The organism is Actinacidiphila glaucinigra, assembly GCF_900188405.1.
GTDB classification, from domain to species: Bacteria; Actinomycetota; Actinomycetes; order Streptomycetales; family Streptomycetaceae; genus Actinacidiphila; species Actinacidiphila glaucinigra.
Map to the genome: position 1 here is coordinate 1 of NZ_FZOF01000056.1, position 26523 is coordinate 26523.

Below are 26523 nucleotides of genomic sequence, written 5' to 3' on the forward strand. Positions count from 1 at the left end.
TTCAGGTGGGCGAAGCCGTGCTCGACCGGCACCCGCACTGCGGCAAGGGCCCTGCTGGACAACTTCTGCCCTCGCGTCAGCGGCCGGTTCCGGGCCGCCTTGTAGCCGGTGATCACCGCCGGATCGGCGTCGGGACCGCTGTCGTCGAGACCGACGAAGCCCAGGTCGGCGATGGCACTGAGGCTGGCCGCGCGCAGATGGGCGCTCAGTTTGTCGCGGCGGCAGGCGGTGATCTCCGAGGTGCTTCCGGGCCGGACCGCGCTCACCCAGACCAGGCGGCCCTTGTCGTCGGTGAGCGCGATCACGAGCAGGCCTTGGCACCTGTGCTTGCCGGAGTAGTTCTTCCGGTTCTCGGTCCTGGTGCGGCGGCGGGTGCGGATCAAGGAGCCGTCCAGCAGGACCACTCCGCCACCCGATCGGGCGATCTTCTTCAGCGCGCGGTTCAGGCGCGGGGCGCGGGCAGCCAGCAGCCTGACGACTTCCCGCACCCACCGGGACACCGTGGTGCGGTGCACCGCGTTCCCGCCGGCCAGATCACCGGGCCGCTGGTCACGCGCAGCACGGCCAGCACGATGCCGGCGATCTTCCCCGCGGACAGGGCCCGCCACCGCGATCCGATCTTCTTCAGCTTTAAGCTGAGGTCCGGGGCGTAGGTGGGCAGGTGGAACACGGTGAGCCACTCGGCGTTCGTCTCGATGAACGCAGGCATGCCAGCGGTCAGGTGGAGGCGGAGGTTGTCCCAGACCAGGACGATGGGGCCGCCGAGCTGGATGCGGGCGCTGACGATCAGGTCGCGGAAGTCGCGCTAGCCGAAGCCCTTCGGTTCGTCCTTGCGGCCGCGATACTCGCGGGTCGCGTAGATCAGCCGGGACCGCTGGCCCGGCTTGCAGCAGGTCATGCCCGCCATCGACACCCGCCCGGAGCCGCGGCCCCTCACCCTCACGACCGGGGTCTGGCCGATCCGGCTCCAAGTTCTGGCGCGCGGCGGAGTCATCGACTGTCCGGCCTCGTCGCTGAGTAGGCCCGGGGCGCGGTGCCGGGATTGCTCCCGGTCCGTTTCCCAGCACCTCTCGCCGAACCCGCCGTGCGCCTCTCGACGCAACGGGCTCTCCACGGTCTCTGCCATCAGGTGGTTGCAGGAACCCAGGGGGTGGGGATCTTGTTGCCGCGGTAGCGATACCGGGTGACCGGGATCGCGCTGATGGCATGAAGATCCAATGGCGGCTGCGGATGGCTGCCGCCCAGCGCGAGGTGTGGACCGGGACCGAGTTGCGGCGGATGCGGCCGAGAAGGCCGGCCTGGAACTGTCCTCGGCTTCGGTGTCCGCGCTGTTCACCAGGGAACTCTCGCAGGTGAAGATGACCATGCTGGCCGCGTTGTGCACCGCGCTGGAGTGCACTCCTAACGACCTGATCGAGGTCGACTCCACCCCCGTCGAACGGCCCCTCGCACCTCCTCGTCCAGTCGCCGACGTGCCGCATGCCGCATGCCGCATGCCGCCTCCGCCGGGGGCCGGTCGATGCCGTCTCTGTGACCGGCGGGCTGCGATGGGCAAGAAGCAACGGGACTGTGTCACCTGCGGTGCCCACAGTGGGGTGGGGCCCCCGACCTTGAATGCGCGTGCGACTGATGATCAAGGTGCGCTACAACTACTCGTGGGCTTGGCCGTGCAGTTGCAGTCACCGGGCTGATGTCGATGCAGAAAGGGTGGGACAGCATATGGGTGGATTGGTGAAACGGGGGGATGGCAGGCGCCGTCCAGCGAGGCTACGTGCCGTCGTGGCGGCGCTCGGTCTTTCGGTGGGACTCGTGGTGACAGCGGCCCCGGCCGCTCACGCCTCCGACCAGCTGCAGGTGCGGTACGTGGGAAGCGTCAACGACGACCTTGGCACCCTCCAGGTCGTGGCGGAGTCCGGCAGCGACATCACCGCAGTCTCAGCGCACATCGTCTCGTACGGCACTGGGAAGGAGGTTGCCCGGGTCAAGCCCAAGGACTTCGCGCTCTCCTCCGGCGATCGTAAGAGCGGCGTGTGGCGCACCAAAGAGCCGCTGCATCTCGATCAGCTCGGCGACTACCGCGTCGACGTAGAGCTGACGGACGCTGACGGCGACCACATCGCGCAGACGTCGGCCGGCCAGCTCTCCTACTACGTCGTGGCCAAGTTCAGCGCACTGACCGTCGACCGCAGAGCGATCGACAGGGACCACCGCGACATTGAGGTCAGCGGCACCCTGTACGAGCGCTGGCCCACCCGGGAATTGCGCCCGCTCGCGGGACGCCAGGTCGACATCGACGTCGACTACTGGACTCAGAACACCGTGTCCACGGACGACGCAGGACGCTTCACCGGCTCCGTCCACCTCGACAACGGTGCACCGGTTCAAGCCGTGTTCCGCGCGACTGGTGGAGAGCCCTTCGTCCTGTACGGGGAGTCGGAGCTGGTGCAGATCGGCGTCGACCAAATTCCGACGCGGTTCATCTCTCAGGTCAGCTCTACGGACATCGACGACGGCGAGGCAGTCACCCTGACCGCCAAGGTCGAGCAACAGACGGCGCAGGGCTGGGTTCCTCTCGCGGGGGAGGCTGGCGGCATCCTTTTTGGGCCGAAGGAGGGCAGGACTGAGACGGTAGGGGGCTTCACGACCGCTGACGACGGAACCTTCTCGGTCACCTTCACGCCATGGGACGGCGGGTACTTCCAGCTCGCGCTGGACACCACGGAAGACCCCTTCCTGCAGCCGTCCACCGGCCTGAGCGACCTCGTTCACGTGCACCACGGCGCGGTCTTCACTGACTTTTCGGCGCTGCGGACCGACGAACGGACCGTGCACGCCGAGGGCCACATGGACTTCCCCGACGGCTTCACCCCGGGCACGGTTCTGGTCACCGTGCAGCGCTCACCCGACGGTCAGGACTGGTCTGAACTGAGCACCGTCGAGGCACGATGGGACGGAACCGGGTACTACTTCTTCGCGGACCTGGAGGGCAGCGGAGAAGCCCAGTACCGGGCCGTCTACGAAGGCGGTGACGGCTTCCAGGACGCTGTCACCGACAGTGCGCTCGTCGCTGGATGAGCGGGTGCGCCCCGTACGGAGACCGTCCGTGCGGGGCGCACCCGGCAACGCGGCCGACCTTGAGGGACCTCCAGATCGGCTGCAGGCTCACGCATCGCTACGCGACGCCCAGCCAGGCGTCCTGCCCAAAAGTGGCCTTCACATCGGAGGCGACAGCGTCAGCGCTGACGGTGATGGGAAGGCCGTAGACGGTTGTCTTGTGTACGCCGCGCACGTGGATGTGCAGGGGGTGTCCCCGGGATGGGAACTGATGATCCGCTTGAGCCGGCCAACGGTCTCTTCGTTGATCTTTGGTAGCGGAAGAACAGGCGTACGGGCGGGCGTCCGCCGTGCTCGGCTGCTGACACGTCGAGTACCTCCAGTTCACGGCCGAAGATGTTGAGCGTGCCATCGCGGTCCTCGATCTTGCCCCGCACAGAGATGACGGCTTCGTCCAACAGGGCGTGCTGGACGAGCATGTAGGACTGCGGGACCTTCTGGGATGGTGGCGCCGGGGCAGGAGGCGGCGTAGTCGCGTTCGGTTGTTCCCAGGCCGCTTATGGCGTAGGTGGTGACTGGGTGGACGGTTCTACCGCGCCAATCGAGGGCTTCGGTGAACGTCGTCATGATCATCGGTGCTCTGACGTTCCAGATGGGACTGCCCAGCAGGATCGGTTGTAGCCGTCGAGAGCGGGCAGGCGGCCGGTGATGCCCGGCCGTGCGTCGGTGTCCTGCTCGTGGACGTTGCGCCGGACGGTCGCGTCGTAGTCGTGCGGGTAGGGGTCGGCGGCCTGGATGCGGTAGGTGTCGCAGGTGATGCGGCTGCTGACCTTCCGCGCGAGGACCTCGGTGTTGCCCACCTTCAAGTCGGTGCGGCGGCCGTAGTGATAGTTCTCGCCCGGCCGGGAGAAGTAGACCAGCAGGACTCGCCTTCCGCTGCTTCCGGTCGTAGGAGCCGACTGGGAGGGTGCGCTGGTTTCTGGTTGGGGTGAGGACGGTGAGCACCCCGTCAGGTGGCTTCCTGCCAGAGCGGCGGCTCCTGTCAGCAGTGCCCGGCGCAAGACGGTGCGCCGGCTCGGTGCGGCGGTGCTGTGCTGTGGCGTGATCACGAAATTGCGCCTCCGAGTGATCTGATGGGCAGGGCGGTGCCAGGGGGTGCCCTGAGCCCCGGGTAGGGGCTCGCGAAGGGCAGCAGTTGAGGTTCGCCGTGGGGCCGCTTCCGCGGCCCCTGCGGGTCAGCTGTCCAGGCGGCGCTTGCTGAGCCAGGCGACCATCTCGGGGTCGTGGTGGTCGAAGAACAGCGTCGTGCCGGTGTCGAGCGCGGCGATGGCGGCCATCTGGTCGTCGGTGAGCTCGAAGTCGAAGACGTCGATGTTCTGTGCCATCCGGTCGGGGTTGACCGACTTGGGGATGGTGACGATGCTGCGCTGGATCAGCCAGCGGAGCACGACCTGCGCGACGGACTTGCCGTGCGTCGCGCCGATCTCGCTGAGGAGGGGGTGGGTGAACAGGTCGTTCCTGCCTTCGGCGAATCCGCCCCAGGACTGGTGTTGGACGCCGTGCTCGCGCATGAGGTCGTGGTCGGTGGTGCGCTGGAAGAACGGGTGCGTCTCGATCTGGTTGACCGCGGGCGTGATCTCGTTGTTGAAGATGAGGTCCAGGAGGCGGTCGGGGTAGAAGTTGGCGACGCCGATCGCCTTGGCCAGGCCTTCCTGGTTGGCGGCCTCCATCGCGCGCCATTGGCCGTAGACGTCGCCGTAGGGCTGGTGCATCAGGTACAGGTCGAGGTGGTCCAGGCCCAGCTTCTTCAAAGACGTCTCGATGGCGCGGCGGGTGTTGTCGTGGGCGGGGGCGTCCTGCACCCACAGCTTGGTGGTGACGAACAGCTCCTCGCGCGGGATGCCACTGGCTTTGATGGCACGGCCTACGGCCTCCTCGTTGCCGTAGGCGGCCGCGGTGTCCAGCAGCCGGTAGCCGACCGAGAGGGCTTCGCAGACGGCCTGTTCGGTCTGCTCCGGTGGGATCTGGTAGACGCCGAAGCCGAGGATCGGCATCTGCACGCCGTTGTTGAGGGTGACGGTCTGCACGGGATCTTCCTTGTCGCTCGGATGCCGCATCGGATGCTGCAGTGGGTGGACGGATGGCTGGTCGGGATGGGACCGGCACCGGCACCGGCGCCGGCGCAGGCGCCGGTCAGAGGGTGATGAGGGCTTTCAGGACGCGGCGGTCGGCCATGGCCCGGTAGGCCTGCGGGACCTGGTCCAGGGAGAAGCCTTGGTCGAAGACGCGGCCGGGGTTGATGGTGCCGTCCAGGACGTCGGGCAGGAGCTGCTCGATGTAGGCGCGGGCGTGGCTGGCGCCGCCGGTGAGGGTGATGTTCCGCATGATCATCGACGGGCCGACGGGTCCGTCCTGGTACTGCGGGACGCCCAGGCGGCTGATGGCGCCGCCGTCGTCGACGGCCGTCAGGGCGGTCTCCAGGGTCTGGCGGGTGCCGACCGCTTCGATGACCTTGCCGACTCCGTCGCCGCCGGTCAGCTCCCGCACCCGGGAGGCGCCTTCCTCACCGCGTTCGGCGACGACATTCGTGGCGCCGAATTCGCGGCCGAGGTCGGTGCGGGCTGTGTGCCGGCCCATGAGGATGATCTGCTCGGCACCGAGGCGCTTGGCGGCGATCACCGCACAGAGCCCGACCGCGCCGTCACCGATGACCAGCACTGAGTCGCCGCGGCGGACGCCTGCGGTGACGGCTCCGTGGTGACCGGTGCCCATCACGTCGGAGAGCGTCAGCAGCGAGGGCAGGAGTGCGGAGTCGGCGCCTGCGGGCAGTTTGACCAGGGTGCCGGCGGCCTGCGGGACGCGCACTGCCTCGCCCTGGCCGCCGTCCACGCCGTCGAAGCCGTACCGGCCGCCGTTGCGGCACGACATGTGCAGGCCCCGGGCGCAGTAGTCGCAGGTGTTGTCGCAGTACGTGAACGGTGCCACGACCAGGTCGCCCGCCTTCAGCCCTGGTACGTCGGAGCCGGTCTCCTCGACGGTGCCGAGGAACTCGTGCCCCATCGGCCGGCCGGTTCCGGCGGCGGGCATCGACGCGTAGGGCCACAGGTCGCTGCCGCACACGCAGGACAGCACGACGCGGACGACGGCATCGGTGGGCTGCTGGACCTTCGGGTCGGGACGGTGTTCGATCCGGACGTCGCCGGCTCCATACATCACTGCTGCACGCATGAAAACTGCTCCTGCTCAAAGTCACCCGCCGGCCATGGCGGCGGGTGGAGTGTTGCTGTGGAAGGTCCCGACCGGTCGTTGTTGGCCGGGGACAGTGGTGGCTGGCTCAGCGTTCGAGCATCTGCGCCTGGGCCTCGGTGTGGGTATCGCCGGCGGCGACCGGAAGGCTGCCGAGATTGGCGATCTGCTCGGCGGTCAGGGTGACGCTGTCAGCGGCGGTGTTCTCCTCGGCCCGGGCCACGCGCTTGGTGCCGGTGATGGGCGCGATGTCGTCGCCCTGCGCGAGCAGCCAGGCCAGCGCGACCTGGGCGGGTGTGGCGCCGACCTCGGCGGCGACGGCTTGGACCTCGTCGGCTATCGCCAGGTTGCGCTGGAAGTTCTCGCCGGTGAAACGCGGGTTACCACGCCGGAAGTCGTCCTCGTCGAACCGGTCGGTGGAGCGGATCGTGCCGGTCAGGAAGCCACGCCCGAGCGGCGAGAACGGCACCAGGCCGATGTTCAGCTCGCGCAGCACCGGCAGCACCCGCTCCTCCACGCCCCGCGTCCAAAGCGAGTACTCCGACTGCACCGCGGTGACGGGATGGACGGCATGGGCACGGCGGATGGTGTCCGGGCCTGCCTCGGACAGGCCGAAGAAGCGGACCTTGCCCTCGGCGACCAGTTCGCCGACCATGCCGGCCGTCTCCTCGACGGGGACGTTCGGGTCGACCCGGTGCTGGTAGTACAGGTCGATGTGGTCGGTGCACAGCCGCTCGAGCGAGCCCTCGACGGCCGCGCGGACGTTGGCCGGGCTGCTGTCCAGATTCCACGCCCCCTCGCCCGCGTGCGACACCAGGCCGAACTTCGTCGCCAGCACCACCTGCTCACGGCGCCCCTTCAGCGCCCGCCCAAGAAGCTCCTCGTTGGTGTACGGACCATAGATCTCGGCAGTGTCGACCAGCGTCACGCCCAGCTCCAGCGCCCGGTGCAGGGTCCGCACGGACTCCGCCTCATCGGTACCGGAACCGGTGTAGCCGTGCGACATGCCCATCGCACCCAGACCGATCCGGGAAACCTCCAGGTCACGCAGCTTGATATACCGCATCCACTCTCTCCGCTCCGTCGTCTCACGCGCTGTGTCCAACTCGCATGCCGACCATCCCGTGATCGCTCACCGCGACGTGTGGACGGCCGGTGGACGTAACTCGCGGTGTCTTCACCCTCGTGCTTTTGCGCGCCCGCAGGCAGGCCGAGCCGTTCGGGGGTAATGACAGGGCCCCTCACTCCACCGTCACCAGGGGTGACACTGGTGCCATGGCATCCGAGCACCCCACCGGCGGTAGCGAAGGCGCGGAGCTGGGGCGATTCCTGCGCGCCCGCCGCACCCAGACCAGCCCGCAGCACGCCGGTCTCACCGTCGGCCCGGGGCTGCGCCGCACACCAGGGCTGCGCCGCGAAGAACTGGCCACTCTCGCCGGGATCAGCATCGACTACTACGTGCGCCTGGAGCGCGGCAAGGAGACCCGCCCCAGCCCTTCCGTGCTCGACGCCCTCGCCCGCGCGCTCCGCCTGGACGACCAGGAACACCAGCACCTGCGGGACCTGGCTGCGCGGGCCGCCCGCTACGCGCCCGAGACGCCGCCCGCACCGAGCCGCACCGTGCGCCCCCACCTGAAGCTGCTGCTGGAATCGCTGCGCCCCAACCCCGCCTACGTCATCAGCCGCAGCATGGACATGCTGTCTTGGAACCCCGGCGGACTCGCTCTGTACGCAGGCTTGGAGGACTGGCCGGCCAAGCACCGCAACCTCGCCCGCTACCTCTTCCTCCACCCGGCCGCCCGCGACCTGTTCCCGGACTGGGACCGCCAGATCACCGCCTGCGTCGCCCGGCTGCGCGCCGTTGCCGGCACCGCCCCCGACGCCCCCGACCTGACCAACCTGGTCGGCGAGCTCCTCCTCAAAAGCCCCGACTTCGCCCGGCTCTGGGAACGCTACGAAGTCACCGGCCGCAAGCCCGCACAGAAGACCTTCCACCACCCCAGCGTCGGAACCGTCACCCTCACCTCCCAGTCCATGCAACTGGAAGGCACCCCCGGCCAGCGCATCGGCGTCTACACCGCCGAACCCGGCACCCCCGACCATGACGCCCTGCTCCTGCTTGACATGACCGCACCCCAGTCGGCGCAGCGTCCGGCGAAGACGGACGCGGAACGGCACCGTCAGCAGCCCTGAACGGGCGGACGCTTCCATCCCTCCATCCCTGTGCCCTCAGCCGCGAGGGCCGCCGTTCCCGCGGCGGGTCGTCGTCCAGGGCGCCGACGTGCCAGGCGGTGGTTCCTGACAGGGGCCCGGCTGAATCGCTTCGCCGGCGGAGGATTTGGGGCCGATCAGGGTTCGCCGCGTGGACGGGGTGTCGGAATGTTCCAGCACACCGTGGCGATCATTGACATGGAACCAGAGTGCGCGGTTTCCAGGTTCAGCCCGAGCGGCTGGCCGTGGAGCGCACTGCGCCTGGTTCACTGCCCGCTGATACCAGGCCCGCGACCCCGCACATGCTGGGATCGTGGTCGGCCGGCGCCACGATCAGCATGATCACCCGAGTGTGACCCGCCGGCGGCAGAGTCTCAGCCTTTGCGTCGGATCATGCGGGAGACGTCAGCCGCGCAGCAGCACAGCTGGCCGCCGGGTCGCCGGGAGCTTCAGCTGGTGGGGTGCTGCGCTGCCGGGCGGGCATCCTCGGTGGCGGCGAGGGAGGCGAGCAGCCGTAGTCCTTCTTCGCTGGGGGAGTCTGGTTCGGCGGTGTAGACGGTCATGGTGAGGCCGGGTTCGGCGGCGAGATCCAGGGCTTCGTAGGCGAGGGTGAGGTCGCCGACCGCGCGGTGGTGGAACCGCTTGGTGCCGGTGCCGTGGCGGCGGACGTTGTGGGCGCCCCAGCGGGTGCGGAAGCCTTCGCTGCGCGTGGACAGCTCCCCGATGAGGTCGTGGAGGTCCTTGTCGTGGGGGTCGCGGCCGGCCTCGCGGCGCAAGATGGCCACAGCCATGTCCCCGAACAGCTCCCAGTCGGGGTAGAAGCGGCGGGAGGCCGGGTCGAGGAAGTTGAAGCGGGCCAGGTTCCGCTGGTTGTCCGCATTGCCGAAGAGGTCGCTGTAGAAGGCGCGGGCGAGCGGATTGGCGGCCAGGATGTCCAGCCGGCCGTTGCACACGACCGCGGGCCCCGCCGTGATCGCGTCCAGCGTCCATTGCAGACTGCGGTGCGGGCTCCACTGCCGGGTGGTGCGGCGCCGGGGGCGGGTGAGGGCGTCGGATCCGTCGGCGGCCTGGGCCAGGTGCAGCAGGTGGGCGCGTTCGGCGTCGTCCAGCCGAAGCGCGCGGGCAACGGCCTCAAGGACGGCGGGGGAGACGCCGGCGAGGCTGCCGCGCTCCAGCTTCGCGTAGTACTCGACGCTCATGTCGGCCAGCGCGGCGACCTCGCTCCTGCGCAGTCCCGGCACACGCCGCCGGGAGCTGGCAGGCAGGCCCGCCTGCTCCGGGGTGATCTTCGCTCGCCGCGAGGTCAGGAACTCGCGGACCTCCTCACGGTTGTCCATGTTTTCGACCGTACGGCCTGCACGTCACGGGAGCGATGTACCAGCAGTACACCCCTCACTGGTGACTCCCTCGCCGCCGGCGTCGGCGGTTACCTGGACAAGCACCACTTGAGCGGCGCAGCCGATTCGCGAGGCGCCCCTGCCAGGCGGTGCACACGGGACGACGGCGCGCCCATTGTCCGCCCACGGCCATGGCAGGCCGCGGGCCGCCCACGACCATGGCAACCCGCGGGCCGCCCCAGGCCCCACCCCTTCAACACGTAAGGACCTTTCTGATGCGCGGAGCAGTGATCCACGCCCCCGGCGACGTGCGCTTGGAGACCCTGGACGACCCGAAGATCCTCAAGCCCACGGATGCGGTCATCCGCACGGCCGTCACCTGTGTGTGCGGCTCTGACCTGTGGCCCTGGCGCGGCCTGGACACCACGGACGAGGCGCACCCGATGGGGCACGAGTACATCGGCTTCGTCGAAGAGGTGGGAGCCGAGGTCACCGCTCTCAAGCCGGGCCAGTTCGTCGTGGGATCGTTCGCCACCTCGGACAACACCTGTGCCAACTGCCTGGGCGGCTTCCAGTCCAGCTGCCTGAGCCGCGAGTTCATGAGTACCTGCCAGGCCGAGTACGTGCGCATCCCCAACGCCCAGGGCACCCTGGTCGCCACCGACGAGGTTCCGGGCGAGGAGCTCTGGCCCGGCCTGCTGGCCGTCTCCGACGTGATGGGCACCGGCTGGTACGCCGCCGACGCCGCCCAGGTCAAGCCCGGCTCCACCGCCGTGGTGGTCGGTGACGGCGCGGTCGGCCTGTGCGCGGTGATCGCGGCGAAGGAGATGGGCGCGGAGCGGATCATCGTGATGAGCCGCCACGAGACCCGCCAGAAGCTGGCCCTGGAGTTCGGTGCCACCGACATCGTCACCGAGCGTGGGGACGAGGGCGTCGCCCGGATCAAGGACCTCACCGGCGGCATCGGCGCGGACTCCGTCCTTGAATGCGTCGGCACCGCCCAATCCATGCGGCAGGCCATGCACTCGGCCCGGCCCGGCGGCAACGTCGGCTTCGTCGGCGTCCCCCACGACGTGGCCGTCGACGGGGAAGAGCTGTTCTACTCCCACGTCGGCCTGCGCGGCGGCCCCGCCCCCGTGCGCCGCTACCTGCCCGACCTGATCGACCGCGTCCTGTCGGGGCAGATCAACCCAAGCAAGGTCTTCGACCTCACCCTGCCCCTGGAACACGTCGCGGAGGGCTACCAGGCCATGGACGAACGCCGCGCCATCAAGACCCTCCTCAAGCCCTGACCAGTCGCCCGCGCAACGTTCGCCCTTCTTCCGGCACCCCCGAGCGGGCCCGGTCCCGAACTGGCCGCTGCTCCCGCTTTTGCGGGAGAGCGGCGGTTCGTCCATGCCAGCTCACCTGCCACCCGCACAGAATGGGAACGACCTTGAAGATCACCCGAAGCTCCATCAACACCGTCAAAGGACCAGCCGACTGGTTCACCGGCGACGTGTATATCGACGCCGTTGCCGCAGCTCCCGCCCCGTCCCGGACCAGTGCCAACCTCGTGCACTTCATGCCCGGCGCGCGCACCCACTGGCACCGCCACCCGCTGAGCCAGACCGTTTTCGTCACCGAAGGTATCGGCCTATGCCAGCGCCGCGGCGGACCCATCGAGGTCATCCGTCCCGGCGACCGCGTCCTGTTCGAGGCCAACGAGGAGCACTGGCACGGCGCAGCGCCGAACCGGCTGATGGTCCATCTGGCCATCAACGAGAGCGACGCCGACCATGACGTCGTGCACTGGCTGACTCCGGTCACCGATCACGAGTACGCCGCCGCGCCTACCACGGACTGACACTGGCCCTGAACCGACATCCACACAGGCAATGAGGCAACCGGGGGTCTGTCCAGCCAACGGCTCTGTCTCACATTCGGTGGTAACGCAGTTCGGCAGGACGACCTGCCCAGCCTCCGCGCCCTCGTCACTGGATTCGACCGCGATCTCGGCGCCGTCATCGCCGGCGTGACCCTGTTCTGGAGCTCGGGCGTGGTGGAAGGCGACGTCGATCGCATCAGAATGATCAAACGGCAGATGTACGGACGCGCTGGCTTCAAGTTCCTGCGCAAGCGGGTGCTGCTTGCTCCCTGACCTCATTGTCGGTGGCCGATGCGACGATCCCCAGACGACCGCGCGAGGAGAGAGATGGGCACCTGGGACATCGGCCCCTTCGACAATGACACCGCCGCCGACTTCGCGGGCGACCTGGACGAGGCGACCATGGAAGAACGTGAGTCCATGATCCGCAGAGTCCTCAAGCGTGCAGCCGAACCTGCGGATTACCTGATCACCCCTGACGCCGAGCGAGCAGTTGCCGCAGCAGCCCTGGTGGTCGCACAGCACCCTGGCGGCGTGCCCGCATGCTCGAGCTACGGCCCATCAGAGCCGCTGCCGGAGTTGCCCGCAGACCTTCGGATGCTGGCCGTCGGCGCCCTGGACCGAGTAGTCGACGAGCGGTCTGAAATCCTCGAGCTGTGGGGCGAGGCCACGAACGGTCCGAGATGGCGCCAAGACATCACCCGCCTGCGAGACGTCCTCGACCCCCCGATCCCGCCACAAGCAGAAGCCCTCTTCGAGATATGACCGGTGACCCACAGTCATAGACCACACAAGTTGAGTCAGAACCCGAGAGCGGGCAGCAGTTGTTCACCACTTCGGGAGGCGCCACAGCACACCGGACATGTGAACGCCGAGTGAGTCGCTCGCCGTAGTCAGAGGCGCCGGCTGGCCCTTGACCGCGCTGAGTTGATACTGCACGGCTGTTCCCGCAGTGCATGAGAAAACATGTTGGCCGGCTGCCGGCGAGCTGCGACGATGCGTCTGTTTCCCAGGCGGAGGACATTTGTTCGTTTTCGTGTGTGCGGGGTGCGGAGCCGAGTTGACCACCCCTCTGTCTCAGGTCTCACTGCCGGTCCACGCTCGTCAGAAGTACGGGAACGGGGCCCAGCTTCCGGTGCTCATGGGGTCCGGGACGTTTGCCGTGGACCCGGACCCCTGGGGAGGGCCGTGGCGAATGTGGGGCGAGAACGATCCGGGCGAGGCGGGGGCGCGCGGCATCTACGCGCCGGTCTACGCCCTGTCCGACAGCACGCCTGGGGCGAGTGTCATCGCGCCCGGTGATATCCGTGGAACCCGGCTGATTCCTGAGAAGCGCGGCGGTGCCTGCTGCGGCCTCGACGGAGCCGACGGGCCCAACATGGCCTGCGCGGCGTGCGACCTCCCCGTGGCGACCAGGGTCGACGACTGCTCGCTTTGGCAGGCAGTGCGGCTCAGCTCGGACGCCGTGCACCGCGTCCCTGTCGACGGTTTTCCCGCCGCCGCCCTTTCCTGGGCGGAGCTGGCAGAGAAGGGGGAGAAGACGCCCCTGTTCGAGCCGATCGCCACGTGGGGCGGACGGTTGGGGTCGAACCACTACTGGTCGTGGAGTCCGCAGTGGGAAGCGGCAGCCGGCCACGCGCTCGCCCACCTGCTGGCGGCCTCCCAAGGGCAGCCGGTGCAGGTCCCGGGCGGTCTGATCGCGGACGTGTTCCAACGCGCGCTCGACGCCCTACTGCCCGCAGGCACCCCGACGCGGCGCGCCGTCCTGGCTGGACCGGGACGCCCCGCCCCCGACGCGAGCGTCGACATCCTCCTCGTACCCGTCCACCCCCAGACAGGTCAGACCTGGACCCCCGCCGGCCCGGCCGCATCGGCATACCCAGTGCCCCTGCCGCTGGGGGTGTGGCTGTGGCTGGTCTCGCCCCAGCCGTACCTGCCGTTTCCCGCCTCGGGCCGCATACCCCACGACGTCCTCCGCGACGACCCGCTCCCGTTGCTCCCCAACTCCCTGTTCCGGGCGGACTGGGGAACGTTCCAGCACACCCTGGTCCGGCTGCCGGCCGTGCGCAGCCCGTGGCTGCGCACGATCCTCGAGAACCTCTCGCAGGGCACCCCGGCCGACCTCTTCTAACCCCGGTTTATGCGCAGCGGCGGTATCGATACACACCTGTACACCTGTGTGGGTGTGTGGTCCATGCCGAGGCCGGCTCCGGCACTGTCGGCCGATGCAGCCCGATCCATGCTGGCTGTCCGTGTGCTCCAGAGGCGGGTAGGCAAGATCCCGTGCGCCATCCCGTGCGGCATGGGGTGCACCATGCCGTGCATCATCCTGTGCACCGGGTTGACGGTCTGTGGGGTGTTTCTGCTGGTCAGTGGGGGTTTCTGGATGGGTGGTTGGTTTGGCTTCCCCTGTGTGGGCCTGTTTGTTGGTGGGTGTGGGGTGGTGGCCGGCGGTGTTCAGGGGTTGTCCCTCGGGTGGCGGGGGCCGTGGGGAGGCGCTGCGCTGGCTCTTGGGGTGGGGGAGGCCGCGCGCTGGGGGATGACCGGCTCGCCGACGGTCCTGCTTGATGGCATCGATCCGTTCGCGGTGGCGGGGGCGGCGCCGAGTGTGTCCTGCCGCCTATACCTGGGGGAGGACGGCACGAGGGACGGGGCGCCCAGCGTGGCATCGCTGCGCGAGGTCCTTGCCGCCGTGGGGCTGGCCGAAGCTTCGGGCGAGGACTGCTGCGAGGCCGACGTGCTTGATCCGATCGGGCGGGCCGGCCGGGGTCGGCTTGCCCCGTGCGAACGAGGCCTGCGCGTCGTGCATCAGGCCGTGCTGCGGCACTTCGCCGCCACCGGCCACGCCCCTGACCTCGACGCGCTGGAGCCGGCCGCGGCCACTGCCGGCCGCAGTGCCGCGGACGTGCTCGCCGAGCTGGCGTGCGAGGACTTCCTGACCTTGGACCAGGACGGGCAGATCCGTGCCGCCTATCCGTTCTCCGCCGTCCTAACGCCGCACCGGGTGCGCATCGAGGGCGGAGCCGACGTGTGGTCTATGTGCGCGATCGATGCACTCGGTATCCCGGCGATGCTCGCGGCGGACGCAGAAATCATCTCCTCCGATCCCGTGACCGGTGAGGCTGTCACCGTCGTCAGCCGGGGTGGGCGGATGGCGTGGCAGCCGGCTTCGGCGGTGGTGTTCGTCGGGCGCCGCTGCTGCGCGGGGCCTGCAGCCGAGGTCTGCTGCGACGTACTGAACTTCTTCACCGACAACGCATCGGCCAAAGCCTGGGCGCACGAGCACCCGGACGTGAGCGGGCAGATCGTGTCCCAGGCCCGTGCGCAGGAGATCGGACAGTTGAGCTTCGGCCCGCTGCTGCGATAGGTCTGACCGGCCGACTCACGAGCCGAGGAGGTCAGGCACGGTCCTTGGCGGACTTCGCGCCGCGTCCACGCAGCCAGGCCACCAGGGCGGGGTGGCCTTCGCGGTCAGCGGCGTCCAGCGCGGTCAGGTTGTCATAGCCGATCCAGTTGATGTCCCCGCCCCTGTCCAGCAGGTATTCGACGGCTGAGCGCTGCCCGCCGTGGCAGGCGCACCACAGCGCGCCCGTGACGTCCTGCGCCGGGGGCGGCGGAGCGTCCGGCGCGAAGTACGCGGCCACACGGTCGAGTTCTCCCAGGGCTGCGGCCTGCCACAGCGTAGTTCGGGCGCCTCGCTCGAGCAGCCGGCGGGCAGCCTTCCACTGGCCGAACGCCACCGCGTCCGCCATCGGCGTGCCCTCGCCGATGACGCCGCCGCCAACTTCGATGTCCGCGCCGAGATCCAGAAGCCTGTCCAGCACCGGTACGTCGTCGCTGCTGGCCGCCCAATGCAGCGCGGTCTCCGCATGTGAGCCTGCGAACCGGCCTTCCAGATCCGCCCCTGCCTCGACCAGAGCTGTTACGGCAGCCGGGCCGCTGGGGTAGTTGCCAGGCCAGTCCGTGGCGACGTGCAGCAGGGTCCGTGACATCCTCTCGTCGCCCAGCCGCACCGCCGCCAGGCCCGGATGCTCCGCCAGCAGCACGTGAAGCGCCGGGACATCACCTGCCTGGATGGCTTCCACCACTGCGATCGCCAACGGATCGTCCGTACTCATCAGCACCGGGTCACCTCCCCTTTCCTTCCCTTGGGTACCACTGTTGGGCACCCGCAGGCAGCAGGCCCGGCGGTTGGCGAGCGCGCTGTCAGGCGATCGCGGCAGCCCTGTTCGGGGGATCGTCCGGCAAGGGCAGGGCGATGGCGTCGCCCGGCGGGCGGGGCTTGGGCCGGCGCGGCTCGCGAACGCCGACGCCACCTGGTCCCGGGCCGCCAGCAGGAGCCGGGCAGGTGGGCGCCAGCCGCATGATCCGCAACGTCCACGCCACCCGGGTCAGAGCAACGACAGCAGCGACCACTCCGGTCGACCACGAAACCCCCGCGACCCCACCGCCCACCAGCAGTCCGGCAACCGCCAGCCAGGCCGCGACGGACCAGCGCACGCACCCGCGATAGGTGATGGCGGTGCGACCGAGGCGGGCGACACTGTGTGGCCCCTGCCAGGTGGAACAGGGTCTGCGCCCGCAACCCAGACAGGACGAACAACGCGCGGACCGACGGGAACAGCCTTTACCCACCGCCACCTCCAGGGCCTGGGGCCGGTGCTGTGCTCACCACAAGGGTGGGGTCCGCCTGACCGGCCCCGCAAGAGCCACGGCACGGAGCGCCGCAGTACCGGTTGTCCGAGCCGCTTTGTCATCGGGTCCCGCACGAAGGAGCGGGAAAGCATAGCTCCGGCGGAAAGTCCGACCGAGGCTGTGATCATCCAGGGCAGCTTTCCCGGCAGTGGTGATGCGCCTGCGTGGCACCAGGATCGTGCTGTCGGGCCCCACTGGGGGTTTTGCGCGTGGAGGATGACGAAGTCCAGGCCAAGGCGGCGCGGGCGGTAGCCAGCGGCGAGGCCCGATCGGCCTGTGCCGCTCACCATCGCCTGCGTCAGCGAGATGACTTCTCAGGCCGGATGAAGATCAGGGCGACCAGGGCCAGGCCGGCGATGCCGCCGACGATCTGCATGCCGATGAAGCCGGGTACCGAGCCGGGGGCGATGCCCGCGAAGGTGTCGGAGAAGGCTCGGCCGATGGTGACCGCGGGGTTCGCGAAGGAGGTGGAGGAGGTGAACCAGTAGGCGGCGCCGATGTAGGACGCGACGGCGACGGGTGCGAAGTGCAGCCGCTGCGTGCGGGCCAGCCCGAAGATCAGCAGCACCAGGCCCGCGGTGGCGACGACCTCGCCGAGCAGCAGGTGTCCGGCTGAGCGGTCGTGCGTGGACCACTTCACCAGTGGCTCGGCGAACATGGCGTCCGCCAGGATCGCGCCGGCGATCGCCCCGACGATCTGGGCCGGGATGTAGGCGGCCGCTTCGCGGGCCGTGACGCCGTCCCCGCCCTCGCGGCGGGAGGTCCACCACTCGGCGAGGGTGACGACCGGGTTGAAGTGCGCGCCGGAGACCGGGCCGAGCAGGGCGATGAGCACGCCCAGGCCGAAGACCGTGGCGATGGCGTTGGCCAGGAGTTGGACCCCCACGTCCTTGCTGAGCTCGGTGGCCTGGATGCCGGAGCCGATCACGATGGCGACCAGGGCGGCGGTGCCGACCAGCTCTGCGGCTGCCCGGCGGGTCAACGGGACACGCGGTGTGGGGACGACGGCGGGGGCGGATTCCGCCGTGATCTCGGGGGCGGTCTCGGTGGCGCTCAACGGGACTCCTGTCGGCGAGGCGCGAAGGGGACGGGGATCAGGGGCAGGCGCGCTTGGTGTTGTTCTCGGCGGTGGCCCGCGCGGTGGCGGCCAGATCGGCGAAGGACCCGGCCAGGCTCTCGATGACCTCCGGCCGGAGCCGGTAGTACGTGAACCGGCCGCAGGGCTCGGTCTCGACAACACCGGCTTCTCTGAGCACCTTCAGGTGGTTGGAGAGGTTGGTCTGACGGGCGCCCGTCTCCTCCACGAGATGCGTGGTGCACAGCGTCTCGCGGGCGAGCAGGCTCACGATCTGGAGCCTGAGCGGGTCCGCCAGAACCCGGATCAGATCAGTGTCGACTGACGTCAGCATGGACTGATACTGTCACATCAGCCGGGGCTGATGCCAGCCCGGGCTTCCCGTCGTAGACAAGAGAGACCACCATGTCCGACAAGCCCTCCGTGCTCTTCGTCTGTGTCCACAACGCCGGCCGCTCCCAGATGGCCGCCGCGTGGCTGACCCACCTTGCCGGGGACCGCGTGGAGGTCCGCTCGGCTGGCTCCGCCCCTGCCGACCAGGTCAACCCGGCCGTCGTCGAGGCGATGAAGGAGGTCGGCATCGACGTGTCGGCCGAGATCCCGAAGGTGCTGAGCGTCGAGGCGGTCCAGGCTTCGGACGTGTGCATCACCATGGGCTGCGGTGACGCCTGCCCCGTCTTCCCTGGCAAGCGCTACCTGGACTGGACGCTGGAGGACCCGGCCGGTCAGGGCGTCGAGGCCGTCCGCCCGATCCGTGACGAGATCAAGGCCCTGATCGAGGGCCTGATCGCCGAGATCGCCCCGGAGCCGACGGCATGAGCGAGCAGGTCCGCGACGTCATCGTCATCGGCTCCGGACCTGCCGGGTACACCGCCGCGCTCTACACCGCCCGTGCTTCGCTGAAGCCGCTGGTCTTCGAGGGCTCGGTCACCGCCGGTGGCGCGCTGATGCAGACCACCGAGGTTGAGAACTTCCCCGGCTTCCGCGACGGCGTCATGGGCCCGGACCTGATGGACGAAATGCGGGCCCAGGCCGAGCGGTTCGGGGCTGAACTCGTCCCGGACGACGTGAGTGCGGTCGACTTCAGCGGCGACATCAAGACCGTCACCGACTCCGAGGGCACCATCCACCGGGCCAAGGCCGTGATCGTCGCCACCGGCTCGCAGCACCGCAAGCTCGGCCTGCCGAACGAGGACGAACTGTCCGGCCGGGGCGTGTCGTACTGCGCCACCTGTGACGGGTTCTTCTTCCGCGAGCACGACATTGCCGTGATCGGCGGCGGCGACACCGCCATCGAAGAGGCGACGTTCCTGTCCCGCTTCGCCAGGACCGTCACCATTGTGCACCGCCGTGACACCCTGCGCGCCTCCAAGGCCATGCAGGCGCGGGCCTTCGCCGACCCGAAGATCTCCTTCGCCTGGGACAGCGAGGTCGCCGCCATCCACGGCACCGACGGCAAGCTGTCGGGCCTGACGCTGAAGGACACCACGTCCGGCGACACCCGTGAACTGCCCGTGACCGGCATGTTCGTGGCCATCGGCCACGACCCGCGCACCGAACTGTTCAAGGGCGTCCTCGACCTGGACGAAGACGGCTACCTCAAGGTTGACGCGCCCAGCACCCGCACCAGCATCCCCGGCGTCTTCGCCGCGGGCGACGTGGTCGACCACACCTACCGCCAGGCCATCACCGCCGCCGGCACCGGCTGCTCCGCTGCCCTGGACGCCGAGCGCTACCTCGCCGCCCTCAGCGACGGCCAGTAGCCAGTGGACGGGCTCACCCGCTACCTCACCGGCGGGTGAGCCACCCAGGTCGTCACCGAACCGCCCGCTGTGCAAAGGGGGCGGTCGGCTGGCTGCATCTCCAACTCGTCTGCTGCTTTGGCAAGAAGCACCACCGGAGGTTCCGATGTCATCCACTCCGCTGGGACCGCCCACGCCACCACTCCCGAACCCCGGCTCAGCGCTCGAACGCATCGCTCGCGGCATGACGCGCCGCTACCGGGGCCACTTCGCCCCCGAGACCGTGGCTGACTTCCTGGAGGAGTCCCACGACCTGCTCGCCACCCGGGCCTCCATCACCACCTATCTGCCGATCCTCGCCCAGCGCTTCGCCACCGAGCGCCTGGACGCACTCGTACGAAGCGAGGGCCTGGCCCCCAAGATCTCACCGGACGTCCTGTTCGTCTGCACCGAGAACTCCGGACGCTCTCAACTGGCCGCAGCCCTAATGCGCCGTGAAACCGCCGGGACGGTGCACGTACACAGTGCCGGCACTCAGCCCGCCCCGTGGATCGACCCCGTCGCGCTGCGCCTGCTCGACGAACTGGACCTATCCCCCGACGACGAATTCCCCAAGCCGCTGACCCGTGAGGTCGTGCGAGCAGCCGACATCGTGATCACGCTCGGCTGCGGTGATGCCTGCCCGGTCCTGTCCGGTCGGCGCTACTACGACTGGAACCTGCCCGACCTGAAGGGCCTGGACATCGAGAGCGCCCGGGCCGTCCGTGAAGCACTCGCACAGCGCATCGCCCGACTAGCCGCCGTCATGCGCTGACTGCGCCCCGGCCCACGCGGACGACAGATCAGACGGTTGCCGCGCCGGCCAGCAGCTTCCCCATCGCAGCCACTACCGACGGCTCGACACGGTAGTAGACCCATGTGCCGCGCCGCTCGGAGCTGAGCAGGCCCGCTTCCTTGAGCTTCTTCAGGTGATGCGAAACGGTCGGCTGGGAGACGCCGACGTCGGAGATGTCGCACACGCACGCCTCGCCGCCCTCATGGGAGGCAACCGCCGAGAACAGGCGGAGCCGCACCGGATCACCGAGGGCCTTGAACATCTTGGCGGCCCGCTCGGCTTCCTCCGCGTCCAAAGGCCGTTCGGTCAACGGCGGGCAGCACGGCACAACGACGCTGGAGTCCAGGACCGGCAGCAGCTCCACATTCGACATACGTCTATGTTGACACACGTCGAACTAATCACGGGAGGCCCCGACCTCACCCTCCACCAAGGCTGCCGACGCACCCCCGACCGGCCGCCATCGACCACCGCGACGTCGATCCGCTCTACGGATGAACCCACTGTTTCTACGAATGTCTATGTTGACGTTCGTCGAAGCAGCTGCAATCCTGGCGTCGCAAGCATGCATCGACGGATGTCGAAACACCGAGGAGTCGTCGTGAACGCGCCTGTCACCACTGAGCTGCCTGTCATCGTGATCGGAGCCGGGCCCGCGGGGCTTGCCGCCGCCGCCAACCTGGTGGAGCGGGGCATCGAACCCCTGGTGCTGGAGACCGGCCCGGTCGCAGGCAGCGCGGTGCGGGAGTGGTCGCACGTGCGGTTGTTCTCCACCTGGGCCGAGGTCACCGCCCCGGCAGCGGAGAAACTGCTCGCCCCCACAGGGTGGGTACGCCCGGACGGTGCCACCTACCCGACCGGCGGCGACTGGGCCGAGCAGTACCTGCAGCCGCTGGCCGACGTCCTCGGTGACAAGGTCCGCTACGGCGCCACCGTGACCGGAGTCTCCCGCGCCGGACGCGACCGGATCGTCGACGCCGACCGGGAAACGCAGCCCTTCGTCGTCCAGATCGCGCACGCCGACGGCCGCGAGGAGCGCATCACCGCCCGCGCCGTCATCGACGCCTCCGGCACCTGGGCCGTGCCCAGCCCGGCCGGCGGCAACGGCCTGCCCGCCCTGGGCGAGAAGACCGCGGCCGACCGCATCACCTACCGCGTCCCGGACTTGAACGACCTTGCCGTGCGCACCCGCTACGCAGGCAAGCGCACCGCCGTGATCGGCTCCGGCGCCTCCGCCTTCACCGCCCTCGCCTACCTCGCCGACCTGGCCAAGGCCGACGACGGCACCGGCACACACGCCGTGTGGATCCTACGGCGCGGCATCTCCGGCGACACCTTCGGCGGCGGAACCGCCGACCAGCTCCCCGCCCGCGGGGCCCTCGGACTGGCCGCCAAGGCAGCCGTCGACAACGGCCACGCCAACGCCGTGACCGGCTTCCGCACCGAGGCCATCGAACGCGACACCGGCGGCCGCCTGGTCCTGGTCGCCGAAGACGGACGCCGCCTGGAGCCCGTCGACGAGGTCATCGCGCTGACCGGCTTCCGCCCCGACCTGACGTTCCTGTCGGAGATCCGGCTCGGCCTTGACGAGCGACTGCAGGCCCCGACCGCCCTCGCCCCGCTGATCGACCCCAACGTGCACTCCTGCGGCACCGTCTACCCGCACGGCGTGAACGAACTGTCCCACCCCGAGCAGGACATCTACCTGGTCGGCATGAAGTCCTACGGCCGCGCCCCGACCTTCCTGGCCATGACCGGCTACGAACAGACCCGCTCCATCACCGCCGCCATCGCCGGCGACCACGAGGCCGCCGAACGCGTCGAACTCACCCTCCCCGACACCGGCGTGTGCGGCGGCGCCGGCCTGTTCGACCAGCCCGACACCACCCAGGACACAGGCGGCGGCTGCTGCGCTGCCCCGGCCGTCCTGCAGATCGGCATCGGCGCACCCGCCACCACCAGCGGCGGCTGCTGACCCCCACCCCGCCCGGAGAGAAGAGGCACGTCATGTCCCGCGTACAGCTCGCCCTCCGCGTCCCTGACCTTGAGGCGTCCATCGCCTTCTACACCAAGCTGTTCGGCACCGAGCCGGCCAAGCTCCGCGACGGCTACGCCAACTTCGCCATCGCCGAACCCCCGCTCAAGCTCGTCCTGTTCCAAGGCGAGCCCGGCGAGGACACCCGCATGGACCACCTCGGCGTCGAAGTCGCCTCCACCGACGACGTCACCGCCGCCACCCGCCGACTCGACCAAGAAGGCCTGGCCACCACCGAGGAGACCGACACCACCTGCTGCTACGCCGTGCAGGACAAGGTCTGGGTCCACGGCCCCGGCAAGGAGCCCTGGGAGGTCTACGTCGTCAAGGCCGACGCCGCAGACCTGGCCAAGCAACCGGACAGCACCTGCTGCAGCACCGACGCCACCCCGCCCGAACCCCAGGCCACCGCTGGCGGTTGCTGCTGACAGCTCGAACAGCCTCCACACACGCGCGGCCTGGACCGGAGAAGGGGGCCGGTCCAGGCCGCGCGCTGCCCTGCGTCCACGCTGTGAGCGCTGTGGCCGCCCGGTTTGGCGACCTCCGACCGCGAGGCAAACAAGTATCCACGAGTTCCTGAATTCAGGATAGCTTGTACTGTCGTGTGTGTGCTGACTGTTGCCTCCGACATCGAGGTGCTGGCCCGGTTCGGCCGCGCGCTCGCCGACCCGATCCGCTGCCGCGTCCTGCTCGCGCTCCGCCAGGCCCCGGCCTACCCCGCTGACCTCGCCGACGCGCTCGGCGTCTCGCGCACCCGGTTGTCGAACCACCTGGCGTGCCTGCGCGACTGCGGCCTGGTCGTCACCGTGCCCGATGGGCGCCGCACCCGCTACGAGCTCGCCGACGAACGCCTCGGTCACGCGCTCGATGACCTGCGCACCGCCGTGGTGGCCGTCGAGACCGACCGCACCTGCCCGGACGCCGACGACAAGGGGTGCTGCTGACCATGACCACCCCCACATCCCTCACGCTCGGCCCCAGCCAGGACCGATGCCGATGACTACTGCGCCCACGCCCGCCGACCCCGAAGTCCAGCAGGATCAGCCCTGGCTCAGCCCGGGTGTCAAAGGCATCGGCTCCGCCAGCTTCCTCGCCGACGTCGGCCACGAGATCCCCACCGCACTGCTGCCGTCGCTGCTGACCTCCACGCTCGGGGCGCCGGCCGCTGCGCTCGGGGCGATCGAGGGCGTCTCGGATGCACTGGCCGGCGCGGCTCGCTTCGGGGGCGGCGTCCTGGCCGACGATCCCGCCAGGCGTCGCAAGGTCGCGGTCGGCGGCTATGCCACCACCGCGGTGCTCGGCGCGGCAACCGCCGGGGCCACTGCCGTCTGGCAGGTCGGGCTTCTGCGCGCAGCTGCGTGGACCGCTCGCGGCCTGCGCGTCCCGGCCCGCAACGCGCTGCTCGCCGACATCGTCCCGGCCAGGGCATACGGCAGGGCGTACGGCTTCGAGCGGATGATGGACAACCTCGGCGCCATCTTCGGCCCGCTCCTCGCGCTGGGCCTGGTCGCCTGGCTCGGGGTCACCTGGGCCATCGGCCTGTCCGTCATCCCCGGCCTGCTCGCTGCCGCCGCGATCGTCTACGCCATCCGCACGACACCCCGCCCGACCAGCCGCGACCGGGTACCGCTGCGCATCGGCGTCCGCCCCGTGCTGCGCGGCGACCTGGGCAGACTCATGGGAGCCGTGGCGGCCTTCGAGGTCGGCAACGTCGCCGCCACCCTGCTCATCCTGCGAGCCTCCGACCTGCTCACCCCCGAGCACGGCACCAAGACAGCGACCACCATCGCACTCGGCCTCTACACCGCGTACAACGTCGCCGCCACGATCGCCTCCATCCCCGCCGGCCGCCTGTCCGACCGGCTCGGCAGGCGGGGCCCGGTCCTCGTCCTGGCCGGCGGCGTCCTCGCCTTCGCCGCCGCCTACGCCATCTTCGCCGTCACCGGCGCGGTAATCGCGGTCCTGGCCGTGCCATTCGTCCTGGCCGGTGTCGGCATCGGCGCCGTGGAGACCGCACAACACTCCGCCGTCGCCGCCCTCGCCCCCGCAGACCTGCGCGGCTCCGCCTTCGGCATGCTCGCCACCGTCCAGTCCTTCGGCAACCTCGCCGCCTCCACCATCGCCGGCATCCTGTGGACCGCCACATCCCCGACCGTCGCCTTCGCCTACCTCACCGCGTGGATGCTGCTGGCCCTGGTCGGGCTCCTGGTGGCCGCACGTGACCGCTAAGAACGCTGCGATGGCAGGAGAGAGTCCCGCGCTCGACTTTCGAGTCGGGTCGAGGGTTTACCGTCGGCGGTGTGACGGCCTACCGCATTTCGCAGCTGGCCGGGGCGGTCTGGCGTGCCGGCTACGACACTGCGTTTCTACGAGGACCTCGGGCTGCTGCCGGCGGAGCGGACCGTTTCGGGGTACCGCGTCTATGGCGAGGATGTCGTGGAACGTTTGGCGTTCATCTCCTCGGCGAAGCTGCTCGGCCTGGCGTGGAAGGAGATCCGCGAGCTGTTGGAGGTCCGGGAAGAGGGCGTGTGCGCCTCGGTGCGGGGGCGGTTGCTGCCGTTGGTCGCCGACCGGATCGCGGACACCGACGTGCGGATCGCCGAGCTGAGTGCTTTCTCCGCTCGCCTTGCGGCCGTGCACACCGAGTTGTCGGGCCCTGCGCCGGCGGGGGCGTGCGGCCCTGAGTGCGGTTGCACGACCAGCGCCGTGCCTGCTGGGCCGGTACTGGTGGAACTTTCGATCTCCCGCCTTTCACCGGTCCTGGCCGAGGCGTGGCGGGATGCCGCGGTTGCGTGCACGCTGGGCGGCGCGGAGCTGGGCGAGCGCACCGGGCAGTGGCGCGCACTGGTCGGCAAGGCTGAGCTGCGGGAGGACATCGACGACGGGCTGCGGCTGTCCTTTCCCCTTGATGCCGAGCTCGCCGGCCGGCTGGCGTCGTTGGCGGCGGCGGAGCAGGGCTGCTGCGCGTCTTCGACTTCACCGTGCATGTGACCCCTGATGCCCTCCGGTTGAGCGTGCGGGCGCCCGAGAGCGCTGCCGGGATGCTGGCCGAGTTGTTCGCAGTCCCCGCATGGCCACCACCCCGCCCTCCCGTCCGTCCGCGCCGTGGGGCACGATCGGCGTGGGCGTGGCCGCCCTTGTCGCCTGCGCGGTGTGCTGCGCGGGTCCGCTGCTGGCCGTCCTCGGCGGCATCGGCATCCCCTGCGCGATCGGCGCCCTATGGGTACCTGTCCTCGCCGTGCAAGCCGCGGCCGCCCTGGTGGCCGTCATCTTCATTGTCCGCCGTCGGCGCCGCCGGCCAGTGCCCTGCCACACCATCCCGACCCACGCCGACCTCGGCATGCCCAACGTCCGGCTGGCGTCGGAGAGGACCACACCAGCGCAGTAGGCCGGGGACCCATGCCACCGGCTCCGACACTGGCACTGCTTCGCCTCGCTGCGATGGCCTGCCGTCCTTCGGCACCGCAAACGGATCTACCCGCACCACGGCTGCGCCACGGGGGAGGGACTGGCGAACCGGCTTCTCCTCAGGCGGGGGCGGCCTGATGCCGGACACCCCCCCCGGGTTGTGTCCTCGTATGCTCAGCCCCGCCCCGCCTCGAACCATGGGGCAGGAGCAGGAGCAGGAGCAGGAGCAGGGGGAGGGGGTTGCGGGTGTGGGACGGGATTGAACTGTGGCTGCGCAAGGCTGGCGGCCCGCTTTTGATGGGCCTGGGCGTGGCGGGCTTGGCGCTGGCGCGTGAGCGGTGGTGGCTGCCGTGGCGGGTGGCAGTCTTTTGCGTGGGCCTGGGGTCGCTGGTGGAGTGTGGGGTCCAGACGTGGAAACTGCTTTGCAGCGCTGTTCCTGCCAAGACGGCCCTGGATCACCTGGAAGCAGTCGGAAGCGAGGAAGTCCCGCGCCCGGGCCGATGACGGCCTGCCCTATCTGACGGGCCAGGTGGTGAGCCGCGCTCGTCCTGACCACTGTGGCGGATAGGGACTTACACGGTGTGCCTCACCGCCGGGTGCTCCAGACGCGGGTAGGCGCTATCCCTTGCGGTATCCCCTGCACTATCCCTTGCGCTATCTCTTGCACTATCCCTTGCACCGGGCTGACGGTCCGTGGGGTGTTTCTGCTGGTCAAGTGGCTTTTTGGGCGGGGTGTTGGTTTGACTTCTCCTGTGTGGGCCTGCTTGTTGATGGGTGTGGGGTGGTGGCCGGCGGTGTCCAGGGTTTCCCTCGGGTGGCGGGGCCGTGGGGAGGCGCTGCGCTGGCTCTGGGGGTGGGGGAGGGGGCGCCGGGTGGTGGGGCCCGGCGTGGTGCGGGACGGCGGCCATGGGGGTCATGGCGCCTGTCGACTTTCTCTCTAGTTACGACATGCTCGATGTGCTGACCTTGGGTATTTGAGTTACGTATATGTAGCTCTGGTCTACCGTCTGACCTGGTG

The 26523-nt window shown here is 69.6% G+C and carries 29 protein-coding genes and 1 pseudogene; 18 read left to right on the plus strand and 12 right to left on the minus strand.

Going from position 1 to position 26523, the window contains the following annotated elements; translation table 11 throughout:
* The coding region (locus CHF15_RS42720; protein WP_245939358.1) for a transposase family protein at positions 1-488 on the minus strand (488 nt) is incomplete at its 3' end.
* A 146-nt stretch (positions 489-634) separates the two neighbouring features.
* Positions 635-1021 (minus strand): annotated as a pseudogene (locus CHF15_RS46920) (transposase); the annotation flags it as partial.
* A gap of 196 nt (positions 1022-1217) precedes the next feature.
* Between CHF15_RS46920 and CHF15_RS42730 the strand changes: the two are divergent.
* A complete protein-coding gene (locus CHF15_RS42730; protein WP_245939360.1) occupies positions 1218-1691 on the plus strand; it encodes a helix-turn-helix domain-containing protein in 474 nt (157 codons plus the stop codon).
* 172 nt (positions 1692-1863) lie between these two features.
* Positions 1864-3075 carry a hypothetical protein gene (locus CHF15_RS42735; protein ID WP_245939361.1) on the plus strand — a complete coding sequence of 404 codons (1212 nt, stop codon included), beginning with the start codon at positions 1864-1866 and terminating at the stop codon, positions 3073-3075.
* 363 nt (positions 3076-3438) lie between these two features.
* Here the strand turns inward: CHF15_RS42735 and CHF15_RS46880 are convergent, their stop codons facing one another.
* The 5 genes from CHF15_RS46880 to CHF15_RS42755 form a co-directional block, all read right to left on the minus strand.
* Positions 3439-3687, minus strand: a complete 249-nt coding sequence (locus CHF15_RS46880) for an NADPH-dependent FMN reductase family protein (RefSeq protein WP_220093402.1) — start codon at positions 3685-3687, stop codon at positions 3439-3441.
* On the minus strand, positions 3684-3914 hold the full coding sequence (locus tag CHF15_RS45575) for an NADPH-dependent FMN reductase family protein (RefSeq protein WP_220093403.1): 231 nt from the start codon (positions 3912-3914) through the stop codon (positions 3684-3686). The genes CHF15_RS46880 and CHF15_RS45575 overlap by 4 nt, the downstream gene beginning before the upstream one ends.
* A gap of 375 nt (positions 3915-4289) precedes the next feature.
* Positions 4290-5141, minus strand: coding sequence for an aldo/keto reductase (locus CHF15_RS42745; protein ID WP_089229354.1), 852 nt, complete (start codon positions 5139-5141; stop codon positions 4290-4292).
* Positions 5142-5247: 106 nt separating this feature from the next.
* Positions 5248-6282: a zinc-binding dehydrogenase gene (locus CHF15_RS42750; protein WP_179280246.1), complete on the minus strand. Its 1035-nt coding sequence runs from the start codon at positions 6280-6282 to the stop codon at positions 5248-5250.
* A gap of 106 nt (positions 6283-6388) precedes the next feature.
* On the minus strand, positions 6389-7366 hold the full coding sequence (locus CHF15_RS42755) for an aldo/keto reductase (protein ID WP_089229356.1): 978 nt from the start codon (positions 7364-7366) through the stop codon (positions 6389-6391).
* 209 nt (positions 7367-7575) lie between these two features.
* Between CHF15_RS42755 and CHF15_RS42760 the strand changes: the two genes are divergently transcribed.
* On the plus strand, positions 7576-8493 hold the full coding sequence (locus CHF15_RS42760) for a helix-turn-helix transcriptional regulator (RefSeq protein WP_089229357.1): 918 nt from the start codon (positions 7576-7578) through the stop codon (positions 8491-8493).
* Between the two features lie 467 nt (positions 8494-8960).
* Here the strand turns inward: CHF15_RS42760 and CHF15_RS42765 are convergent, their stop codons facing one another.
* Positions 8961-9848, minus strand: a complete 888-nt coding sequence (locus CHF15_RS42765) for a helix-turn-helix transcriptional regulator (RefSeq protein ID WP_089229358.1) — start codon at positions 9846-9848, stop codon at positions 8961-8963.
* Positions 9849-10123: 275 nt separating this feature from the next.
* On the opposite strand from CHF15_RS42765, the gene CHF15_RS42770 reads away from it, so the two are divergent.
* The 6 genes from CHF15_RS42770 (at position 10124) to CHF15_RS42795 (ending at position 15082) form a co-directional block, all read left to right on the plus strand.
* Entirely contained in the window at positions 10124-11140 is a 1017-nt protein-coding gene (locus CHF15_RS42770) for a zinc-dependent alcohol dehydrogenase family protein (protein ID WP_089229359.1), read from the plus strand.
* A 143-nt stretch (positions 11141-11283) separates the two neighbouring features.
* A complete protein-coding gene (locus tag CHF15_RS42775; RefSeq protein ID WP_089229360.1) occupies positions 11284-11694 on the plus strand; it encodes a (R)-mandelonitrile lyase in 411 nt (136 codons plus the stop codon).
* Positions 11695-11862: 168 nt separating this feature from the next.
* Positions 11863-11988, plus strand: coding sequence for a hypothetical protein (locus CHF15_RS46540; RefSeq protein WP_410169694.1), 126 nt, complete (start codon positions 11863-11865; stop codon positions 11986-11988).
* Between the two features lie 54 nt (positions 11989-12042).
* Positions 12043-12480, plus strand: a complete 438-nt coding sequence (locus CHF15_RS42785; RefSeq protein ID WP_089229361.1) for a DUF4259 domain-containing protein — start codon at positions 12043-12045, stop codon at positions 12478-12480.
* Between the two features lie 259 nt (positions 12481-12739).
* The gene (locus tag CHF15_RS42790; RefSeq protein WP_089229362.1) at positions 12740-13846 is read left to right on the plus strand and encodes a hypothetical protein; all 1107 of its coding nucleotides are present in this window, start codon (positions 12740-12742) and stop codon (positions 13844-13846) included.
* A 183-nt stretch (positions 13847-14029) separates the two neighbouring features.
* The gene (locus CHF15_RS42795) at positions 14030-15082 is read left to right on the plus strand and encodes an alkylmercury lyase family protein (RefSeq protein ID WP_245939362.1); all 1053 of its coding nucleotides are present in this window, start codon (positions 14030-14032) and stop codon (positions 15080-15082) included.
* Positions 15083-15113: 31 nt separating this feature from the next.
* Here the strand turns inward: CHF15_RS42795 and CHF15_RS42800 are convergent, their stop codons facing one another.
* The 3 genes from CHF15_RS42800 to CHF15_RS42810 form a co-directional block, all read right to left on the minus strand.
* Positions 15114-15833, minus strand: coding sequence for an ankyrin repeat domain-containing protein (locus CHF15_RS42800; RefSeq protein WP_089229377.1), 720 nt, complete (start codon positions 15831-15833; stop codon positions 15114-15116).
* 875 nt (positions 15834-16708) lie between these two features.
* Complete coding sequence (locus CHF15_RS42805) at positions 16709-17467, minus strand: aquaporin (RefSeq protein ID WP_089229363.1); 759 nt, start codon at positions 17465-17467, stop codon at positions 16709-16711.
* A gap of 37 nt (positions 17468-17504) precedes the next feature.
* Positions 17505-17819 (minus strand): ArsR/SmtB family transcription factor, encoded by a 315-nt coding sequence (locus tag CHF15_RS42810; RefSeq protein WP_089229364.1) that lies wholly within the window; start codon positions 17817-17819, stop codon positions 17505-17507.
* Between the two features lie 71 nt (positions 17820-17890).
* Between CHF15_RS42810 and CHF15_RS42815 the strand changes: the two genes are divergently transcribed.
* From CHF15_RS42815 to CHF15_RS42825, 3 genes are all read left to right on the plus strand, one after another.
* Positions 17891-18304 carry an arsenate reductase ArsC gene (locus CHF15_RS42815; RefSeq protein ID WP_089229365.1) on the plus strand — a complete coding sequence of 138 codons (414 nt, stop codon included), beginning with the start codon at positions 17891-17893 and terminating at the stop codon, positions 18302-18304.
* Entirely contained in the window at positions 18301-19248 is a 948-nt protein-coding gene (trxB, locus tag CHF15_RS42820; RefSeq protein ID WP_089229366.1) for a thioredoxin-disulfide reductase, read from the plus strand. Before CHF15_RS42815 ends, trxB begins: the two co-directional genes overlap by 4 nt.
* A 145-nt stretch (positions 19249-19393) precedes the next feature.
* Positions 19394-20041: an arsenate reductase/protein-tyrosine-phosphatase family protein gene (locus CHF15_RS42825; RefSeq protein WP_089229367.1), complete on the plus strand. Its 648-nt coding sequence runs from the start codon at positions 19394-19396 to the stop codon at positions 20039-20041.
* Positions 20042-20069: 28 nt separating this feature from the next.
* On the opposite strand, the gene CHF15_RS42830 is transcribed toward CHF15_RS42825, so the two are convergent.
* The gene (locus CHF15_RS42830) at positions 20070-20435 is read right to left on the minus strand and encodes an ArsR/SmtB family transcription factor (RefSeq protein ID WP_089229368.1); all 366 of its coding nucleotides are present in this window, start codon (positions 20433-20435) and stop codon (positions 20070-20072) included.
* Positions 20436-20663: 228 nt separating this feature from the next.
* On the opposite strand from CHF15_RS42830, the gene CHF15_RS42835 reads away from it, so the two are divergent.
* The 6 genes from CHF15_RS42835 to CHF15_RS42860 all read left to right on the plus strand — a co-directional run bounded on the left by CHF15_RS42835 (position 20664) and on the right by CHF15_RS42860 (position 25485).
* The gene (locus CHF15_RS42835) at positions 20664-22037 is read left to right on the plus strand and encodes an NAD(P)-binding domain-containing protein (RefSeq protein ID WP_089229369.1); all 1374 of its coding nucleotides are present in this window, start codon (positions 20664-20666) and stop codon (positions 22035-22037) included.
* Between the two features lie 32 nt (positions 22038-22069).
* Positions 22070-22525 (plus strand): ArsI/CadI family heavy metal resistance metalloenzyme, encoded by a 456-nt coding sequence (locus CHF15_RS42840; RefSeq protein ID WP_089229370.1) that lies wholly within the window; start codon positions 22070-22072, stop codon positions 22523-22525.
* 180 nt (positions 22526-22705) lie between these two features.
* A complete protein-coding gene (locus tag CHF15_RS42845; RefSeq protein WP_089229371.1) occupies positions 22706-23041 on the plus strand; it encodes an ArsR/SmtB family transcription factor in 336 nt (111 codons plus the stop codon).
* 52 nt (positions 23042-23093) lie between these two features.
* A complete protein-coding gene (locus CHF15_RS42850) occupies positions 23094-24326 on the plus strand; it encodes an MFS transporter (RefSeq protein WP_089229372.1) in 1233 nt (410 codons plus the stop codon).
* Positions 24327-24440: 114 nt separating this feature from the next.
* Positions 24441-25088 carry a MerR family transcriptional regulator gene (locus tag CHF15_RS42855; protein WP_245939364.1) on the plus strand — a complete coding sequence of 216 codons (648 nt, stop codon included), beginning with the start codon at positions 24441-24443 and terminating at the stop codon, positions 25086-25088.
* A gap of 79 nt (positions 25089-25167) precedes the next feature.
* Positions 25168-25485, plus strand: a complete 318-nt coding sequence (locus CHF15_RS42860) for a hypothetical protein (RefSeq protein WP_245939365.1) — start codon at positions 25168-25170, stop codon at positions 25483-25485.
* Positions 25486-26523: the final 1038 nt, after the last annotated feature.

Bases quoted from the DNA above. Each gene is read 5' to 3' on its own strand.
- CHF15_RS46880 (WP_220093402.1), bottom strand. From the start codon at position 3,687: ATGATCATGACGACGTTCACCGAAGCCCTCGATTGGCGCGGTAGAACC.
- CHF15_RS42785 (WP_089229361.1), top strand. From the start codon at position 12,043: ATGGGCACCTGGGACATCGGCCCCTTCGACAATGACACCGCCGCCGAC.
- CHF15_RS42800 (WP_089229377.1), bottom strand. From the start codon at position 15,833: ATGAGTACGGACGATCCGTTGGCGATCGCAGTGGTGGAAGCCATCCAG.
- CHF15_RS42795 (WP_245939362.1), top strand. From the start codon at position 14,030: ATGCCGTGCATCATCCTGTGCACCGGGTTGACGGTCTGTGGGGTGTTT.
- CHF15_RS42755 (WP_089229356.1), bottom strand. From the start codon at position 7,366: ATGCGGTATATCAAGCTGCGTGACCTGGAGGTTTCCCGGATCGGTCTG.
- CHF15_RS42850 (WP_089229372.1), top strand. From the start codon at position 23,094: ATGACTACTGCGCCCACGCCCGCCGACCCCGAAGTCCAGCAGGATCAG.
- CHF15_RS42760 (WP_089229357.1), top strand. From the start codon at position 7,576: ATGGCATCCGAGCACCCCACCGGCGGTAGCGAAGGCGCGGAGCTGGGG.
- CHF15_RS42770 (WP_089229359.1), top strand. From the start codon at position 10,124: ATGCGCGGAGCAGTGATCCACGCCCCCGGCGACGTGCGCTTGGAGACC.
- CHF15_RS42840 (WP_089229370.1), top strand. From the start codon at position 22,070: ATGTCCCGCGTACAGCTCGCCCTCCGCGTCCCTGACCTTGAGGCGTCC.
- CHF15_RS42825 (WP_089229367.1), top strand. From the start codon at position 19,394: ATGTCATCCACTCCGCTGGGACCGCCCACGCCACCACTCCCGAACCCC.
- CHF15_RS42750 (WP_179280246.1), bottom strand. From the start codon at position 6,282: ATGCGTGCAGCAGTGATGTATGGAGCCGGCGACGTCCGGATCGAACAC.
- CHF15_RS42860 (WP_245939365.1), top strand. From the start codon at position 25,168: ATGGCCACCACCCCGCCCTCCCGTCCGTCCGCGCCGTGGGGCACGATC.
- CHF15_RS42830 (WP_089229368.1), bottom strand. From the start codon at position 20,435: ATGTCGAATGTGGAGCTGCTGCCGGTCCTGGACTCCAGCGTCGTTGTG.
- CHF15_RS42815 (WP_089229365.1), top strand. From the start codon at position 17,891: ATGTCCGACAAGCCCTCCGTGCTCTTCGTCTGTGTCCACAACGCCGGC.
- trxB (WP_089229366.1), top strand. From the start codon at position 18,301: ATGAGCGAGCAGGTCCGCGACGTCATCGTCATCGGCTCCGGACCTGCC.
- CHF15_RS42810 (WP_089229364.1), bottom strand. From the start codon at position 17,819: ATGCTGACGTCAGTCGACACTGATCTGATCCGGGTTCTGGCGGACCCG.
- CHF15_RS42765 (WP_089229358.1), bottom strand. From the start codon at position 9,848: ATGGACAACCGTGAGGAGGTCCGCGAGTTCCTGACCTCGCGGCGAGCG.
- CHF15_RS42730 (WP_245939360.1), top strand. From the start codon at position 1,218: ATGGCGGCTGCGGATGGCTGCCGCCCAGCGCGAGGTGTGGACCGGGAC.